Origin of the sequence: Moorena producens PAL-8-15-08-1, assembly GCF_001767235.1 — a bacterium.
Taxonomy (GTDB): Bacteria; Cyanobacteriota; Cyanobacteriia; order Cyanobacteriales; family Coleofasciculaceae; genus Moorena; species Moorena producens_A.
Genome location: NZ_CP017599.1, coordinates 4564784 through 4581985, shown reverse-complemented (window position 1 = coordinate 4581985; position 17202 = coordinate 4564784). Strand labels below are relative to the sequence as shown.

Annotated in this window: 17 protein-coding genes; 12 read left to right on the top strand and 5 right to left on the bottom strand. The window is 42.6% G+C overall.

The features are described 5' to 3' along the window. Position 1: 1 nt before the first annotated feature. From BJP34_RS17005 to trpE, 4 genes are all read left to right on the top strand, one after another. Positions 2-973: a DALR anticodon-binding domain-containing protein gene (locus BJP34_RS17005; protein ID WP_070393368.1), complete on the top strand. Its 972-nt coding sequence runs from the start codon at positions 2-4 to the stop codon at positions 971-973. A gap of 959 nt (positions 974-1932) precedes the next feature. Next, positions 1933-3660: a group II intron reverse transcriptase/maturase gene (ltrA, locus tag BJP34_RS17000; RefSeq protein WP_083305223.1), complete on the top strand. Its 1728-nt coding sequence runs from the start codon at positions 1933-1935 to the stop codon at positions 3658-3660. 553 nt (positions 3661-4213) lie between these two features. Further along, positions 4214-4639 carry a photosystem I reaction center subunit II PsaD gene (locus tag BJP34_RS16995; RefSeq protein ID WP_070393367.1) on the top strand — a complete coding sequence of 142 codons (426 nt, stop codon included), beginning with the start codon at positions 4214-4216 and terminating at the stop codon, positions 4637-4639. A gap of 94 nt (positions 4640-4733) precedes the next feature. Continuing rightward, positions 4734-6266, top strand: a complete 1533-nt coding sequence (gene trpE, locus BJP34_RS16990) for an anthranilate synthase component I (RefSeq protein WP_070393366.1) — start codon at positions 4734-4736, stop codon at positions 6264-6266. Between the two features lie 81 nt (positions 6267-6347). Here the strand turns inward: trpE and BJP34_RS16985 are convergent, their stop codons facing one another. Beyond that, the gene (locus tag BJP34_RS16985) at positions 6348-6590 is read right to left on the bottom strand and encodes a FeoA family protein (RefSeq protein WP_070393365.1); all 243 of its coding nucleotides are present in this window, start codon (positions 6588-6590) and stop codon (positions 6348-6350) included. A gap of 578 nt (positions 6591-7168) precedes the next feature. Here BJP34_RS16985 and crtA point away from each other — a divergent pair. The 3 genes from crtA (at position 7169) to BJP34_RS16970 (ending at position 9853) form a co-directional block, all read left to right on the top strand. Continuing rightward, a complete protein-coding gene (crtA, locus tag BJP34_RS16980) occupies positions 7169-8014 on the top strand; it encodes a cyanoexosortase A (protein ID WP_070393364.1) in 846 nt (281 codons plus the stop codon). A gap of 441 nt (positions 8015-8455) precedes the next feature. Further along, a complete protein-coding gene (locus BJP34_RS16975) occupies positions 8456-9061 on the top strand; it encodes a cyanoexosortase A system-associated protein (RefSeq protein ID WP_229424412.1) in 606 nt (201 codons plus the stop codon). 48 nt (positions 9062-9109) lie between these two features. Then, a complete protein-coding gene (locus BJP34_RS16970) occupies positions 9110-9853 on the top strand; it encodes an HpsJ family protein (RefSeq protein ID WP_070393362.1) in 744 nt (247 codons plus the stop codon). A gap of 155 nt (positions 9854-10008) precedes the next feature. Here BJP34_RS16970 and BJP34_RS16965 read toward each other — a convergent pair whose 3' ends face one another. Further along, positions 10009-10494: a photosystem I reaction center protein subunit XI gene (locus BJP34_RS16965; protein WP_198954299.1), complete on the bottom strand. Its 486-nt coding sequence runs from the start codon at positions 10492-10494 to the stop codon at positions 10009-10011. Positions 10495-11559: 1065 nt separating this feature from the next. Here BJP34_RS16965 and BJP34_RS40010 point away from each other — a divergent pair. Together BJP34_RS40010 and BJP34_RS37035 are read left to right on the top strand one after the other, a co-directional pair. Beyond that, a complete protein-coding gene (locus BJP34_RS40010; RefSeq protein ID WP_149031017.1) occupies positions 11560-11757 on the top strand; it encodes a hypothetical protein in 198 nt (65 codons plus the stop codon). A 106-nt stretch (positions 11758-11863) separates the two neighbouring features. Next, positions 11864-11983 (top strand): photosystem I reaction center subunit VIII, encoded by a 120-nt coding sequence (locus tag BJP34_RS37035; protein ID WP_083305222.1) that lies wholly within the window; start codon positions 11864-11866, stop codon positions 11981-11983. A 125-nt stretch (positions 11984-12108) separates the two neighbouring features. Here the strand turns inward: BJP34_RS37035 and BJP34_RS16960 are convergent, their stop codons facing one another. Then, on the bottom strand, positions 12109-13467 hold the full coding sequence (locus tag BJP34_RS16960) for a HEAT repeat domain-containing protein (RefSeq protein WP_070393360.1): 1359 nt from the start codon (positions 13465-13467) through the stop codon (positions 12109-12111). A 325-nt stretch (positions 13468-13792) separates the two neighbouring features. Then, a complete protein-coding gene (locus BJP34_RS16955) occupies positions 13793-14197 on the bottom strand; it encodes an NIL domain-containing protein (RefSeq protein WP_070393359.1) in 405 nt (134 codons plus the stop codon). 371 nt (positions 14198-14568) lie between these two features. Here BJP34_RS16955 and BJP34_RS16950 point away from each other — a divergent pair, with 371 nt between their 5' ends. Together BJP34_RS16950 and BJP34_RS16945 are read left to right on the top strand one after the other, a co-directional pair. Beyond that, positions 14569-15177, top strand: coding sequence for a thioredoxin family protein (locus BJP34_RS16950; protein WP_070393358.1), 609 nt, complete (start codon positions 14569-14571; stop codon positions 15175-15177). A 192-nt stretch (positions 15178-15369) separates the two neighbouring features. Next, on the top strand, positions 15370-15981 hold the full coding sequence (locus BJP34_RS16945) for a DUF2062 domain-containing protein (RefSeq protein WP_070393357.1): 612 nt from the start codon (positions 15370-15372) through the stop codon (positions 15979-15981). 22 nt (positions 15982-16003) lie between these two features. On the opposite strand, the gene dndE is transcribed toward BJP34_RS16945, so the two are convergent. Continuing rightward, a complete protein-coding gene (gene dndE / locus BJP34_RS16940; RefSeq protein ID WP_070393356.1) occupies positions 16004-16399 on the bottom strand; it encodes a DNA sulfur modification protein DndE in 396 nt (131 codons plus the stop codon). A gap of 203 nt (positions 16400-16602) precedes the next feature. Between dndE and BJP34_RS16935 the strand changes: the two genes are divergently transcribed. Further along, on the top strand, positions 16603-17133 hold the full coding sequence (locus tag BJP34_RS16935) for a hypothetical protein (RefSeq protein WP_070393355.1): 531 nt from the start codon (positions 16603-16605) through the stop codon (positions 17131-17133). Positions 17134-17202 lie beyond the last annotated feature (69 nt).

Sequence of the window (17202 nt, the reverse complement as noted above, 5' to 3'; positions counted from 1 at the left end):
CATGGAGTCCAAAGTAACAAAAAATACCTTGAGGATTAGCTCATGGCGCGTAAATTTGTCAGGTAATTCTGCTGCCCTGAGATCTCGATTACAAGAACAGATATCCAGAGCAATGGTATATTCTGGTATTCCCCAGTTGATATTGGAAACGATTCCTTTAGAACGCTGCTCAGATAATACTGGTGTAGCATATCGCTCAGCGATCGCTCTCAAGCTTTCTCGCGCCATGCAGCAAAGTCCTCTAGCCATTGCTCATCAGTTAACTGTATCTTTGCCAACCATAACTCAAGATGGTGGGAAACAAAACTTGATCGAATTCGAGGTTGAAGTAGCTCCCCCAGGCTGGATTAATTTTTGGCTGACAGATCACGGGTTAGCAACTTGGTTACAAGATTGGATTCAACCTTCAACAGACACGCTGATTAGCTTTCGCCCTCAACAAGGTCAAAAGAATCTATTGCCCTACTTAGAACTTAGCAATCAGCACTCAGCACTCTTGACACAAGATACTTCCAAGATTTTTAGAGTTCAGTATGCCCATGCTCGTTGCTGCTCACTCCTGCGCTTGGCTCATCGCCAGGGCTTAATCCAGATTCAGAGTATGGACTTGAAAACCTCTAGGGGACTGATAGTTGTGCCAGATCCAATTCCCTGGTTAAAAGACGACCTAGGAACACAGACAAATCAGCAGCTTATACAGTTTGTCCATCCAGCAGAAAGACTTTTGATTGGTCAAATCATGGACTTGACAGACTACTTTAGTGGAACCGAATCAAAGAATTGGCTAAAACTGGCAAGTTCTGTGAGCAATGCTTTTGAGCAGTTCTACCGTAGCTGTCGCATTTGGGGGGAGGTCAAACACCAGACCCCTAGGCTGGCTCAAGCCAGGTTAGGATTAGTGGGAGTAACTCAAGTAGTCTTGCGATCGCTTCTAGAAGAGCAACTGGGTGTCCCTGCACCAGGTGAACTTTGACCGAAAAAAAAAATTTTGCCAAAGGGGTTGACAAATCCAGAAAGTTTTCGGTATATTTACGGATGTGTGAGGAGCGAACCAGTCAGGGAACCGAGACGAAACACGGCCAGTCGTCGGTTCCCTTTCTGATTTAATTACCTGATTTAATTGTTTGATTGAATTGGCCTAGGGAGATACCGCCAGTAGCAAAGCTGGCTTTGTACCGAGACGCCGAACCTTTGACCTAAGGAAATTATTGACTTAACTAAATATCCATGTCTGGGATTGGGGAGAAGCCGACACTTACCAGATAGGTAAGTCTCAGAGTATGTCGCTTCAAGAAAATTAGGGTTATTGGCTGCTGTCTATTAAAATTGACAACCAAAGCTGAAAAGGCTGGGTTGGTGCGATTCGTTGGTTAGAAACCTTACCCTATAAAGGATAAGGGGGATTAACCGCAAGGTGAAAACCTTGACAACTTGATAGTCATGATGGTGAAAAATCATCCCTCATGAAATCTGAGTGACAGCCCTACCCCTACTCACTGAAACTTAACAAGTTTTAGGGTAAAGCGGGGTCGAACAGTGAAGCGCTATAAGCCAAAAATGGCGTTAGTAACAGGCAGAGGACTCAAGGGTACACATGGAAGATACAATATAATCATCGTTACCTTTAAGCAGCGAAATAAGGCTGATACGCTGCCAGAGACAAAAGTCCAATGGAATAATAGGATTATAAGATTCAGTCCTCTTATAATGATTTCCCTAATTCCCGGTGAATAGTATCACCCTAAAAGTCCAGAAAATGACTATCAGGAACGAAGTAACTCCATAGGTGCTCTTAGAGAGGTCGGTCTCTAAGTAGGTAGTTAGCCGCATGGCCTATGTGAGAAAGATTGAGTCAGAAGCCAATGTCTGAAGTAATGTTCAGAATATGCTGACGGACTCACGTTATAGGAAAAGGTGAAGCTATGAGTAGCAATGAAAATGTCTAAAACTAGGGGGTTCGCCCCACAGTCGGAATGGAAGAAAACCAACTGGCGAAAGCTGGAACAGGTTGTCTTCAAGTTGCAAAAACGGATTTACCAAGCCTCTCAACGTGGCGAAGTTCGCGTGGTTAGAAAGCTCCAAAAACTCCTGATGAAATCCTGGGCGGCAAAAATGATTGCGGTCAGAAAGGTAACCCAACAAAATAAAGGCAAAAAGACTGCCGGAATAGACGGGAAAAAAGCCTTAACACACAGGCAAAGACTCGACTTAGTAGCCAGCCTAAAAATACAAAAGAAGCCACAACCGACAAGAAGGGTTTGGATACCCAAACCTGGAAAGTCCGAAAAACGGCCTCTAGGGATACCTACAATATATGACCGAGCACTCCAAGCTCTTTCAAAACAGGCACTTGAACCTGAATGGGAAGCAATCTTTGAACCTAACTGCTACGGATTCCGGCCAGGACGGTCTTGTCATGATGCCATCGAAGCAATATTTACCGGTATCAATCATAAATCCAAATGGGTTCTTGACGCCGATATTGAAAAATGCTTTGAAAAAATCAATCATGATGCCCTCTTGAGGAAAATAAACACTTATCCATCTATGAGACGCCTGATTAAATCATGGTTAAAAGCCGGAGTGATGGATAATAAAAAACTTTTTCCCACAGAAGAGGGAACTCCCCAAGGTGGCATAATATCACCACTATTGGCAAACATAGCTCTCCACGGAATGGAAGAACATATCAAGAAATATGCAGAAACACTAAAAATAAAAAGGAGAAGTAAAAAGCAGAAAAGACAAAGCATAAATCTGATAAGGTATGCAGATGACTTTCTCATTATGCATGAAAACAAAGAAGTGGTAGAGGAATGTAAAAGAATCATTGATGAATGGCTAAATGACATAGGACTGAAATTGAAACCAGAAAAAACTAAATTGGTACATACAACCAATGGATTCGACTTTCTCGGATTCAACATCCGTCAATACAGAGTCGGAAAGTACCAATCAAAACAAGGTTTCAAGACCATCATAAAACCATCAAAAGAGAAAGTGAAGGAGTACCTGGAACGCCTATCAAGAATAATTGATAGACACAAATCTGCTCCACAAGAAGCCCTGATAGAGCATCTAAAACCTGTCATAAGAGGATGGTGTAATTATTACAGAACGGTCTGTAGTAAAGAAACCTACTCAAAGATAGACCACCTACTCTGGAACAAACTTCAAAGATGGGGTTATAGGAGACATCCAAACAAATCCAAATCTTGGGTAACCAATAAATACTGGGGAACGAGGGTTGAAAAACCTAAGAATCCCTGGGATGCCCCGAAAATAGACAATTGGGTATTTATGACAAAAAAGGAGATACACCTACAAAGACACGCCAAAACAGAAATAATCAGGCATGTCAAAGTTAAAGATACCCAAAGTCCTTTTAACGGTAATCTAATTTACTGGAACACCAGAATGCAAAAACACCCAGAAATGACCACTCAAAAGGGTAGACTTTTGAAACGGCAAAAAGGGAAATGTAATCATTGTGGTCTAACCTTCAGAGATGGAGATGTAATGGAAAAGCATCACATAATACCACGTTCACTCGGTGGAAACGACCTAGACAAAAACCTAGAACTACTCCACTTACACTGCCATGATGCAAAGCACGGAAAGAAAATCGATTCTACTGAATTAGATGACAACCCATTCTAGTGCAGAGGTACCAATGACAATGGTTCCTATAACGAGGAGCCGGATGAAGGGAAACTTTCAAGTCCGGTTTTGAAGACGAGTCAGTGAGGTGACTCACTGGCTTAGTTTAATATTACGGTAGCAGTAAATCCTGGTGTGACTATAGTAATCAACATTAGAAGCAATAAACATTATTGGTTTGGCGGTAAGACATGCCGTCAGTATTAAACCTGACCTGATCTCAAAGCAATAGCTGGGCTTGCCCAAATTTCCACACCGATAAGGCTAGGGTGGTGTGGGTAATCTCATGTCATTGGCTTGACAGGTGACAAGGGTTAAATTTGTGTGTTTTTGTTAGTTATTATTTGTCTAGGCTCCTTTGTAATCAGCCGAAAGTCTCGTGGCAGCAGAAATGACACGTGACCAATGACTAATCAGCAATGACTAAGACCAATGACTAAAATCACGAATAGCTAAAGAACTGTTACAGTTCTTGACAAAGTAGCCAGACAGGTATGAACTCGATGATAGTATTCCCTTGAATGCCTTATTACAGACACGAGAAAAAAAGACTATGGCAGAAGAACTGACGGGAAAAACTCCCATATTTGGTGGTAGCACTGGCGGATTGCTGACCAAAGCTGAAGTTGAAGAAAAATACGCTATCACCTGGACAAGCTCAAAAGAGCAAGTGTTTGAAATGCCTACTGGTGGCGCTGCCATCATGAATGAAGGGGAAAACTTGCTCTACTTAGCTCGTAAGGAACAGTGTCTGGCATTGGGAACCCAACTGCGGACATTTAAGCCCAGAATCGAAGACTATAAAATTTACCGGATTTATCCCAATGGTGAAACCCAGTTTCTGCATCCCGCAGATGGGGTATTCCCAGAGAAAGTCAACGAAGGGCGTCCCTATGCAGGGAAAATGGACCGCAATATTGGCAGCAACCCAGAACCTGCAACTATCAAGTTCAGTGGGAAGGCAACTTACGAGGTTTAATGAATCAGTGATAAGGTAAAGGGGAAAAAGTTGAACGTTGTGACCAACAGTTTCAGCTGTTTGCCGAATTTTCAACCTTGAGCTGAGAAAGACCATGATTTTCCCAGATTTTTCCCAATTTTCAACCGTAGCTCAACAAGGTAATTTTGTACCGGTAACCCAGGAGTGGGTGGCGGATTTAGAAACGCCAGTTTCTGCCTGGTATAAGGTATGTGCTGGTCAACCCTACAGCTTCTTGTTGGAATCGGTAGAAGGTGGTGAAAATCTGGGACGTTACAGTTTACTAGGTTGTGAACCCCTGTGGGTATTGGAAACTAGGGGAAATCGCACGACTCAGACCAACCGGGATGGGTCAGTAACAGTATTTGAGGGAGACCCCTTTGAAACCTTAGGGAATTGTCTGAAATCCTATCAACCTGTAAAGTTAGCCCAATTGCCGCCAGGAATAGGCGGTTTGTTCGGTTTCTGGGGTTATGAGTTAATTCGTTTTTGTGAATCCCGTGTGCCAATTTATCCTATACAGTCCAATGACTTACCCGATGGATTGTGGATGCAAGTGGACAACCTGATTATTTTTGATCAGGTCAAGCGTAAGATTTGGGTGATCGCTTATGCTGATTTACGACAGACCCAAGGAGATTTAGAGGCAGCCTATCAAAAAGCATGCGATCGCGTTCGTAATCTGGTCAACAAACTGCAAGGGCAGTTCTTAGGTAAGGACAAATTACTCAAATGGACACCTCCAGAGAGTGCTACTCAAGAACTGTCTTATATAAGCAATACAGACAAGTCCCAGTTTTGCGCTAATGTCGAAAAAGCGAAAGACTATATCCGAGCTGGGGATATCTTTCAGGTGGTATTGTCCCAGCGCCTCTCGACAGAATACAAGGGTGACCCTTTTGGCCTTTACCGTTCCCTAAGGCTGATTAATCCCTCACCCTACATGGCATATTTTAACTTTCGGGACTGGCAAATCATTGGATCTAGCCCGGAGGTAATGGTAAAGGCAACAGCTTCCCCAAAGGAAAAAATCCAGGCAACGTTACGACCAATTGCTGGAACTCGACGTCGGGGTCAAACTCCTATTGAAGACGAAGCTCTAGCTCAGGAGTTACTCGAAGATCCAAAGGAAATTGCCGAACACATTATGTTGGTTGACCTGGGTCGCAATGACTTGGGTCGTGTGTGCAAGAGTGGTACAGTCAGAGTGGATCAACTGATGCTCATTGAGCGCTACTCCCACGTCATGCACATTGTTAGCAATGTAGTAGGGGAGCTCGATGCTACTAAAACAGCTTGGGATTTACTGAAAGCTTGTTTCCCTGCGGGGACAGTGAGTGGAGCCCCCAAAATTCGGGCAATGGAAATCATTCAGGAACTGGAACCAGAACGTCGCGGGCCTTACTCCGGTGTCTATGGCTGGTACGATTTTGAAGGTCAGCTCAATAGTGCGATCGCAATCCGGACTATGGTAGTTCGCCCATCTGGTTCTGGTAAACATACCGTTTCAGTGCAAGCTGGTGCGGGCTTGGTAGCAGATTCTGACCCAGAAAAAGAATATCAAGAAACTCTCAATAAAGCTAGAGGGTTACTAGAGGCTATCCGCTGTTTAACCTTTGAGGAGTAAGCTATCAGCTAGGTGCGCCCCTGCAGGGAAGGGGAGGATAATAGCGTACTGCTAACATCGCCCCTAACCACTAACCCCTAACTATTCCTTGACAGGGTTAACGACAATCATGCTAGCTTCTTGCCGTCGGATAGCTACTTCTGTGGTGGAACCAACTCGAATGTGTAACGGTCCCCCAAACCAGGCTGAGCGCAACACTTGGACTTGTCTATTAGGAATAATGCCAATTGCTTCTAGTCGATTGGCGAGACCTTCGACCTGCAAACCTATCTGAACTTTCTCGATAATGGCAAGCTTTCCAGGTTTTAATTCCGCTAAAGTCATTTAATTAACTATTTATAGTTGGTTTGATAAAATTTCCTCTATTTGCAGGCTGAGGGATTTACCCCCTGAGGATCTGGGGATATATCAATCATTAAAAATTATCTTTAGCATATAAATATTATTTTGTCAATTTATTTGAGTAAACTGGTGTTATAGTCAAATCCCCAAAGGTACAGCTGTTGGATAAATCAACCAATTAAGCAAAAAATAGTCCTGAGTGGGAGAGTTTTGATTGGAAGAATAGAACAAGCACTAATTTGTCATATATTTTATTTTACCAAATAATTAAAAATTACACAAATAAGCACGCTTTAGACTTTGTAAATGACTATAATAAATAGTTTTTTTTTAAATAGTGCTAGTTTTAATATAACTTAAAATAGTTAATTCATTAGCAATGAGTTGCTAGGGTAAATAGTATAACCAATTAAGTTATAATAGACTAGTTAAAACCCCATAGTTATTATCAATTTTAAAAAAAAGCTGACCATTATAGATATTTTTTTTAGCTTAGTCAGGGAAACTATGAAAGAGTCTTAGTCTGACGTCTCCGATTATGGTAATATTGCTAGATCACGATGAAAGCTACTCATTTTGCAACCATTACACACCTTAAAAATTACCAATATTGGCTAGTAGGTATAGCAGCTGGGTTAATAGCAATTCAATTGACTCTGGCTGACAGGAGTAACATTGCTGATTTACTAAGTACAAGTTTTTTATTTTGGGTGGCTGTGTCTTACATGGTATGGGAAAAACGCCATACCTTGGACCTAGAAAGTGATATTTTTTCTGGCGTTTTAGGGTCATTATTAATTGGGTTAGTACTGTTGCGATCTACATTTGTATCAGGCTATGACATTTTTATCCGCTTTTCTCCTTTGATTTCAGTATTGGGTTTGGGACTGCTGGCATCTGGAGTGAAGGGATTAAAGCAATATTGGCAGCACCTTACTATATTTTTATGTCTCGCTATACCATCTGGATTGCCAACATTACTGATTGATGTATCCACATTAACTGCTAAGTTTTCTGGATTGCTCCTTTGGTACTCAGGATTTGAAGTCTCTAGGCAAGGGGTTTATTTAATCCTGCCAACGGGAGGAATAGAAGTAAATCCCGGCTGTTCTGGCGTCAGTTCTATGCTTCAGTTGTTGGGAATATCGTTGTTATTCTTATTTATGTTCCCTACTAGCCGGGTTCAAAAATTTTTGGTACCACTGATAGCTATTTTAGTAGGATTTATTGTTAATTCTATTCGAGTTAGCCTGATGGCTATTTTAGTCGCTTATTATAGTTATGAAGCCTTTGAATATTGGCATTTTGGAGATGGTTCAATGATCTTTTCATTGGCTGCTGTCATTATTTTCGGTTTCTTATGCAATTTTATACTTCAACAGAATGCACCAAAGACTGAAGATTAAGCCACTAACCTAAAGTCTAAGTATTAGGCATTATTAGATATTAGCTATAAAAAAAGCAGATCAGGGCTAGGTAGGGGTGCATCTCATCTTTGTAAAAAAGTTGGGTAGGGTGCGTTAGGGACGGACTCGCCCTGATTTTATCAGTAAGTATTGGGACAGTCCGTCCCGTAACGCACCACAGGTTCAAACAGCCAAAGTGAGATGCACCCCTAGGTAGTAATAAAGTTGTGCTTCATAGGCTTGTTAGAACCTTAGAGCAATTCAACCATTAGCCTAAACTCTAGAGCGTAGAACCTTAAACCTCATAAACACCCAGGGCTTCTAGTCCCAAGAATGTCCTAGACCTGCAAGCCTTTTACCTTTTGCCTTGATGTCATGCTCGATTGGAAATCACTACGTATTTGGCTGCTAGCTTTTCTTTTTGGGGCTACTTTATCAGTTATGGGCAAAGTAATTTGGTATCCAACTACAAGCGCTCGTCCCATCACCCCTTTTGAATTTCCAGCTACAGTTCCCTTACCAGAATGGCAGCCTCTGGAAAGTCAAGGTTTGACTGGTCAAACGGCTGTTGATAAAACACTACAAGCTGGCAAGCACTATCGATATATTCAGAATGATTTACCTCTAGATATAAAGATGCGCTATTTAGTTCAGAGCGGGGGTGATATTAATAAATTCCTTCAAAAGTACATAGGGATTGAACCCGCTAGTCAAGAATTAATAGTGTCACGCCAGCAGAAAAAAATAGGTTTTCATCGCTTATTTGTGTACCAAGAGCGGGCTTACCTCAGTTCTTGTATCAACCCCCGGGGTGGCAGTACGGTCACCAGTTATCAGTTCAAGAAAAATCGGGATATTTACGATGTACGCTCCCGTCGGCTGCTGCTATGGTTACTGGGTCAGGTAAAGCTACAAGACAACCGTTGTCTGTGGGCTCATCTTTCTATTCCTCTAGAGAATTCTTCCCCTGAAGCTGCCTATCAAGTGCTGGAAAATGTTTGGCCTGACTGGTACGACTGGTGGTATTTACACTTTCCTAAACCTTGAGGTAAGGTTTACGACAATCGTGTCCTATTATGAAGGAATATTTAATATATGACTAAATTAGATGGCAATAAATTGACTGAATCCGTAGAGGATATACGGCAGTTTAACTTTTCTGTTCTAAGGTCTGCGACTCTGTTGCACTGGATAGGTTATGGCCTTTTAGTGCTAACTGTATTTGACGTAGTTGAAACGTTGATCCCACCAAACTTTATGAATCCTGCCTGGGAATTACAGACTATAGGGGCATTGGTGGAACGGGTGCCTGTACCTTTACTCGGCTTAGCCCTGGTGTTTTATGGAGAGCGCCATGGGCGGGAGAGATGGGAAGTCCTGGTTGTGAAGGTTTTATCCTGGTTAGCTTTGGTGCTGGGAGTGCTATATTTCTTGCTGATTCCTTTGGGAATTATTAACACAGTGCGGATTAATAAACAAGCCAGTACTCAAATTACTACTCAAGTTAACCGAGGGATGACCCAATTCCAACAAGTTAAAGATGCTTTGGAGAAAGTAAATACAGAAGCGGAGATGGAAAAACTTTTGGCAAGCCTGAGTAGTGAAGGTAGCACTCCGGATATCAATAATTCTCAAGAATTGGAGAGGGTGAAAGAACAGCTAGCTTCATTCATTGCTCGTGGTGAGCAGAGGATACAAAACCAAGCTCAATCGAGTTTATCGTCTCGTCGTCTGGGTCTGTTTAAAAGTGCTGTAAAATGGAATTTGGGAGCTTTGGTGTCTGGAGCTTTGTTTATTACTATCTGGAAGTCTACCCCCTGGGCGAGACGAAAGGGGTAACAAGGAACATCGCTCTTTTCCTCAAATCTATGTCTTTGGTGGAGTGCTAACAAGAGAATAGGTGATTTAACTAAGTGTCAGTCACCTTACTCTCTTGCTTAGCTATCGGCTTTCGCCTCCGCTGCGCGATCAGAAACTCTTGTCTCCAGTCAGAGTTAAGAAGACCATACTCCACTAGCAATCTTTTGCAGTGGCGCTAGATGAGGTGTCTGGCATAGGAAATAGGCAAAAAATGCCCCGCCACAAGCACCAAGCAAGAAACCACTGGCAAATTCACTCCAGCCTTCTTTAGTTCCTAAGTCTTCTGGTGGATTGGGTGTGGTCAATGTTGCCTTAGGTTTGCCGGAGCCAGCCGCTCCATAAATAGATAAAGCAACTGTCAGAAGAGCCACTAAGCCAACTGTTGCCAGTAAACCAGCTGTGCTGGCATAGTCTGTCCCACGTAACGGACCTAGTAAGGCAAACGGTCCATACAGAAAGTAGCCATGAGCCATACCAACTTCTAGACCCCGGCGATTGGCTGAGAGGCCTTTACGGTAGGCTGGCAAGTTGTTGATGAAAGCTTTTGTGAAAGCAGAGGAATTAATTGGGGTGGCTAGATTACCCACTTGGGGATCTCCACCATGGTCAATTACATCCATCGTCATTGTAAATTTATCTCCTTAAAAATCGGATAAACCCCTTGAGTAATCATACTTTAGGGGGGAGAAAAGGAACTGAAAGAATCAGCACGAGTAATCTTTGCTGAGAAGTGCATCCTCTCGTAACGGATTATACGAGATATTGTTCTTTTTTCTAACCTTCTTAGTCTATGGCAACAATTTTAGCTTTAGTTCTTTACGGTAATATCACCTTTGCCAAACCATTGTAATAACCTAAAACCAACGGTTTTGATGACTAACCCCCTTTCAGCCTATTCGGTTTTTGTAATAAAAATTAATTAAATTTTGTAAAGAATTTCGGGGAAGTTTTGTTAAAAATCTTAATAATTATCCGACTGCCATAAACTTTCCAGTAATCTGAGCCATTGAAGAAACTGAGTCGTTGGTATAAGGGCGGGTTGGGATAACCCCTGCCATGCTCCGAGGTGAAACGGGAAGTTAACCCAAATTGACGGGAGTTGTGTGCTTTTGTCTAGGTCAACCAGAGATGTTGATGTCAATAGAGGAATGGCAGACTGATTAGAATTGACGCCATCAAAGACTCAGCAAGGCCAGAAGCAACTATCAGGTTTTTGCCACAGGTTGTCTCGGAAATTCCGAGGTAGATCAAGGTATTTCATAGTCGTGAACCATGATAGGATTAACTTGTCGAAAAAATCGATAAGCACCTACACAGAATTAATTACCTACTCCAAATTTCTGTAACCCTTACCCTGCAAGGCTTTGAGTTTTGGAAAATGTGCCATTAATTTTGTTTACCTGCTTAGCTTCCTCCGCTGGGCATGCCCCACAACGAACATGCGCAGCATGAGTGTGGTCAGAAGTTCCCGCAAAAAGAGTGGAGCCAAAATAGTTGGCAGTCTGTGAGTTAAGGGTTAAATCTTTTTGTAGTAAGGCTCCACTCTTTTAAGGTTTCATCTCCGGGATGAATCGCGGAGCATTAACTCGCTATAAACAGCCTGAAAAACGTTATACTAAAAATAGTAGGGAAAACAAATTAAGAGCTAACCGCCACCTACGTGCTTAAAAATAGAACTTATTGTATTGTTCCGGCGCGGAGGGGCATCCCGTGTCGTTAATAAAGCTTGCCGAGTATCCGTTCGCGCAGCGTCGGCGAAAGCCGATACCGTTGGGTGGAGTTGGCAAGAAGCCCACACTGTAATCTCTGATAAGCGTGTGGGAGTATGTCACAGCAAAGCCCAGGCTTGGCAGTGTAAGACCGACACTTACTTCGGTAGGTAGAGTCTTGCTTGAGATCAAACCCGCAACCAACACCATACCTAATTGGGTTGGTGTGGTTAAAGGTTCAACTTGTTACTGTATTAATTGGCAAATAGGAAAATAAGATATGACAGGCGCATACGCAGCTTCTTTTTTACCAGCGATGCTAGTCCCCTTCGTAGGCTTAGTTATGCCTACTGTAGTTTTGGGACTTTTGTTTATCCACATTGAAAGCGACGCTGACTAAACTAACTAGAAGTCCTGCACGATACCAGCACCCTTTTGTCAAGGGAGTATGGGTAAGAGTGGGACTCAATCATGGGGGTTGACTCCCGAGAAAGGGTCATCAATCCCCACATCCCTATAGTTTTGCTATGCTTTTGGATTAGAGCACTCGTTAAGGCTTAGAGGCTTTACAGTCTTCTTAGCAGGTTTGGGTGGTTGAGTTCGCCGATAACTCTTAAACTGACTAATCCCAGCACTGGCAGATTTAACCACATCACTATCTGGATCCCTTAATGCCCTTTCAAGTAAGGGTATAACTTTTTCAGATTTAATATTACTCAGGGCTTCAACAGCAGACTGTCGCACAGATGCTTGGGGGTCTTGAATCAATTTTCCGATCAGCGGTATGGCCTGTTGAATTTCGGCTCTGAGTCCTTGAGCAGCAGCAATTTTACCCAAAGCTGATGCAATTGATCCACGAATAAGGCTTTCAGGATGATTGATGTAGTTACTTAACTGGGGAATATCGCTGGCTTGAGCATAATTTCCCAAAGCAGTTATGGTTTCATCCAAGTCTTGATCAATTTGGCTGGGCTGATCAGTAATACTTGGGGTTTCTGTCAGCATTGGTTGCTCTGGCTGACTCGGCTCAGGCAATATTTCGTCCTCCAAGTCTTGATCAATTTGGCTGGGCTGATCAGTAATACTTGGGGTTTCTGTCACCATTGGTTGCTCTGGCTGACTCGAATCAGGCAATATTTCGTCCTCCAAGTCTTGATCAATTTGGCTGGGCTGATCAGTAATACTTGGGGTTTCTGTCAGCATTGGTTGCTCTGGCTGACTCGAATCAGCCAATATTTCGTCCTCGACAACTTGTTGAGGCTCGTCTTGATTTGTTTCTGCCTCTTCTAATAATTCGACTAATTCATTACCAGTTTCCGCTGAAGTTTTCTCCGTTTCATCTAGGTTATTCACCTCGTCTGGTATTGGGGATTTATGAGCTTGTTCTAATTCAGCAATTTTTTGATGGGCTAACTCTAAATCAGCCTGATATTTCGCTTCCAAAGATTGCAACTCGTTGCGAAAATTAGATTCAAGTTCTTCCTTTAACTCATGGGTAGCTTGTGTCAATTGCTCTTGATATCTTGCTTCGGAGGATTGGACACTTTCGAGAAGACTAGCATCAAGTTGTTGCTTCAGCTCATTAGTGCTTTGGGTTAACTGAGCCTGATAATTTTCCTGTAAAGATTGGACAGGAGCAGCAGCGCTAGACTCTGCCTGATCTTTGACTTCGGCAATTTTCTGATTTAACTGCTCTCGATAACTTTCTTGCAGAGCTTGAGAACTTTGTTGTATCCTAGCCTCATACTTATTTTGAAAAACTTCTAATTTTCTGTCGGTTTGTTCGGATAGAAAATCCAGTTTATTTTGCAGTATAAAAAATACGATTGCCCCAACAACGGCTGCTGCAAGTAAAGCTACAATAATTACAATAATTGGGCTCATGAGGGCTCCTCTTTTGGTTGATATTTAGTTGATTTTATCTGAAAGTGTGCCTGAAAACAGGGTTGTTGGGCAATAGCTGGGGTGTGGGGTGTGGGGTGTGGGGTGTGGGGTAGGCTGTTCAGTTTGTGCGATGGCCATAGCTTAAACTTCATGCACTTTTGATCTGATCGTATGAGACAGTGTATCTCTTGCATGATTACCATTCTGGGCGTTATCGCCGTACGCGATCGCGTAGCGTGAGCAAAGCTCAATCCCGATGTGAACGATCTCCCCCGAAAAAGGCCCACAATTAACGACTAAGCAATAGCTTAAGGGGTCTGAAATCTTAAAAATTTGTAGAAATGGCCTGAACAGGGCAAGTGGGGATACACTGCTCACAGACAATGCAACGCGATCGCTTAAATTTCAATCGGAATGTCTCTGGCTCAAGACTAAGGGCTTGAGTGGGACAAACCCCAGTACATAAGCCACAATCGACACAACTATCCTCATCAATTAAAATCTCGCGACTTAGCAGGGAAACATCAATGTTTTGCGTCCGCATCCACTCAATCGCAGCATCCAACTCATCAATGTCGCCAGATAACTCTAGCACAAGTTTGCCGATTTGATTGGGAGCGACTTGGGCCCGGATGATATTAGCAGCCACATTGAAATCCTTTGCCAATCGGTAAGCCACCGGCATCTGAATCGCCCGTCGGGGAAAGGTCAGGGTTACCCGTTTTTTCATTGTGATTTGTCAAACTTTATCAGTACAGGAGTAAAAATAAACCTAACATTCCCACTCGTTAACAGTTATAGCGCTACGCGCAAGGCAAGAGGCAAGAGGCAAGAGGCAAAAGTTTACTACACAAGGTTTTCAGCTTGTATCAATGTCCTAACTTTAATGCGTAGTGCTATAACACTCAACAGTCAGCCGTCAACCGTCAACAAAAAAACGTTTTAATCTCATTTACTTCTAAGTTGCTCAGAACTTACGCCCCAAACCGTGCTATTGCTGGATTTATAACGAGAAACCGAGTTTTAAAGCTGTTGGTGCCTAAGTGCTCTTGTTGTAAAATGTAAACAATTATAAAGTTATAGCAAGAAAGTTTTAGCAAGATGGCTATTAATTCACCAGACTCAACTACACCATCCTCCTCCCCTTCAGTACCCACTAGTGGCAGCCGGATCAGAAACTTTTTAATTGCCCTAGTAGCGATCGCACTGGGTATTGCCCTATTCTTGGGATTAAAAACTGAGACTAGTCTCGGTTCTTTGGAAGCCCAAGCTGAAGCATCTACCCCTCTAGAGGTGGCACTGAGCAATGGCAAGCCAACCTTGATGGAGTTTTATGCCAACTGGTGTACCAGCTGTCAAGCCATGGCAAAGGATTTGGGTGAACTGAAACAGCAGTATAAAAGCAAAGTCAATTTTGTCATGCTGAATGTGGATAACACCAAGTGGTTACCAGAACTGGTCAAGTATCGAGTAGATGGTATTCCTCATTTTGTATATTTTGATGAAGCCAGCACAGTGATCGCCCAAACTATTGGAGAACAACCCCATCAAGTACTCGAAGCTAACTTAGATGCCATAGTAACCCATGTGCCATTACCTTATAGCCAAGCTAGTGGTACGGTTTCGGATATTGACGATTCCCTGTCAATTACAATAACTAGTCAAGATGATCCTCGTAGCCATGGCAGTCAGGTAAAAGGCACAAGGTAAAAGGCACAAGGTATAAGGAAGCTTACATAGAATTTATTGAGATTTTTGCAGCTTTATTTCCCTCTTTGCCCTTTGGCTTTCGCCCTTGAAGCTGATTTTCCGCTACAGTAAGTAAAGATTACCTGCTGAGTAATAATCTACCTCAAAATAATCTGCCCCAGTTGCTAGAGGGTTGCTGATTGATTTGCGAAAATGTCTAGAAAATTCCTGTCAAGCTACCCACAGCCTTTACCCTCAGCCACCAAACCCCTTGACCTAGGTAAACGAAAGTCAATCAGACCGAGGGGAAATTTTAGACGACGCCTAAAATACATATATTGGCGCTTACTTCGTATGCAAGGAAAACCAGAAGCGATCGCACGAGGTTTAGCATGTGGTGTGTTTGCTGGGTTCTTTCCCCTGTTTGGTCTCCAGTTAATTATAGGGATTTTGCTGGCGGTACTCTTGCGAGGGAACAAAATAGCTGCTACTGCTGGAACTTGGATTAGTAATCCCTTGACTTATGTACCGATTTTTGCATTCAACTTTCACGTGGGTGAATGGCTACTGAATCAGGATGAATTGGCTAATGTGAGTTTCCAATCTTGGCAGGAATTTAGAGAATTGGGGTCAGAAATTGTCCTAACCTTATTTGTTGGTTGTTTCGCCGTTGGGTTGGTCTGTGCTGTGGTTAGTTATTGGTTGAGTGTAAAGCTGATCTATCGATTGCGGACAAATCGTTCCTTGCAGCATCAGAAAAAGCGATGTTCTGAAAAAGCTGCTACGGGAAGGCACCGCATTGACCACTATAGTGCTAACTCGTAAGTCCTGAGTAAAACTTGACACTTCATTCTTCATCCTTGATAACACCCAGGGCAATTAAATCCTCAATTTTTTTAATAGTTGTATCCCCTGCTAAGTAACCAATACCTCGATGAAGGTGAAGACGAAACTGATTCGCTAGATTTTCTTGATCCAAAGTTAAGCCATCGTTATGGCAGCGTTGTTTGAGAGCAATCAGGAGCAGATCAGCCATATCTCCTGCCATGACGCTCCAGGTGAGTTCGAGGTTACTATCCGCAGGTATGGGAACCGGGGAGGGCATTGTCGGTTCAGCGAGGGAACGACAAATTGCCCAGCGGCAAAGGACATTCCACTGAGGAATTTTGGTTTGACGTTTGAGTTTAATGAGTTGGTCTTTGGCAGTTTGGGAAAGTGTGATTTGGTTTATTGGCGGTTGCATGAAGAAATTAATGAACTCAGGTTTACTGTTTATGAAAAACTACTTTAGTATTTGCCCAAAGTGGTGATAGTTTGGCAACTTTAATTGATGATGAACTATAGCAATCTTCAGATCATGATTTAGCTATAAGTACTCAGCAGTCAGTAGAACTTTTTAGGACAACTTGGCGTCTTTGATAGCAAATAGCGATAAAATTAACAACCATGTACATTCGTAAAACTGTCTTCGCCATTGCCCTATTGATTAGCCCGTTATTTATTACTGCTGGCTGCTATAATGATACAAAAGAGTTAGTAGAAGAACCACAGTTACTGTCAAAACCTCTTACCATCCGGGCAATACTAGATAAAGACCAACCAATTACTGCTGGGGAAACTGTCCAATTCGCTTTTAAAGCTGTTAGCGAGCCTGTCAAGATCTTAGACCCGATTCCCTTGACAATGACTCTCTACCTACCAGATGGTAGCCAACAACAGTTTATGGTCGATTTGCAAAGTCCAGTTGTCTATTACCCTTGTGATCCTATACCAGGGGAAGACGATTCTTGTAACTATCCGAGGGTGGGTTTGGATCCTACGGCGGATCCTAGTCAGCCCTATCAACCAGGCCCTAGCATTACCTTGGAGCAAGAAGGAGAATACAGGATTACGTTAGACCCTGTCCTAGAAGTAGTGCAAGACAAATTGCATGGGCAATCAACAACATTTATGGTCAAGTCGCTTCGCTCCAATTAAAAATTCAAAATTATTCATTCAAAATGATTCGGACAATTCTATATTTTTAATTTTTAATTCCCCGGGGGG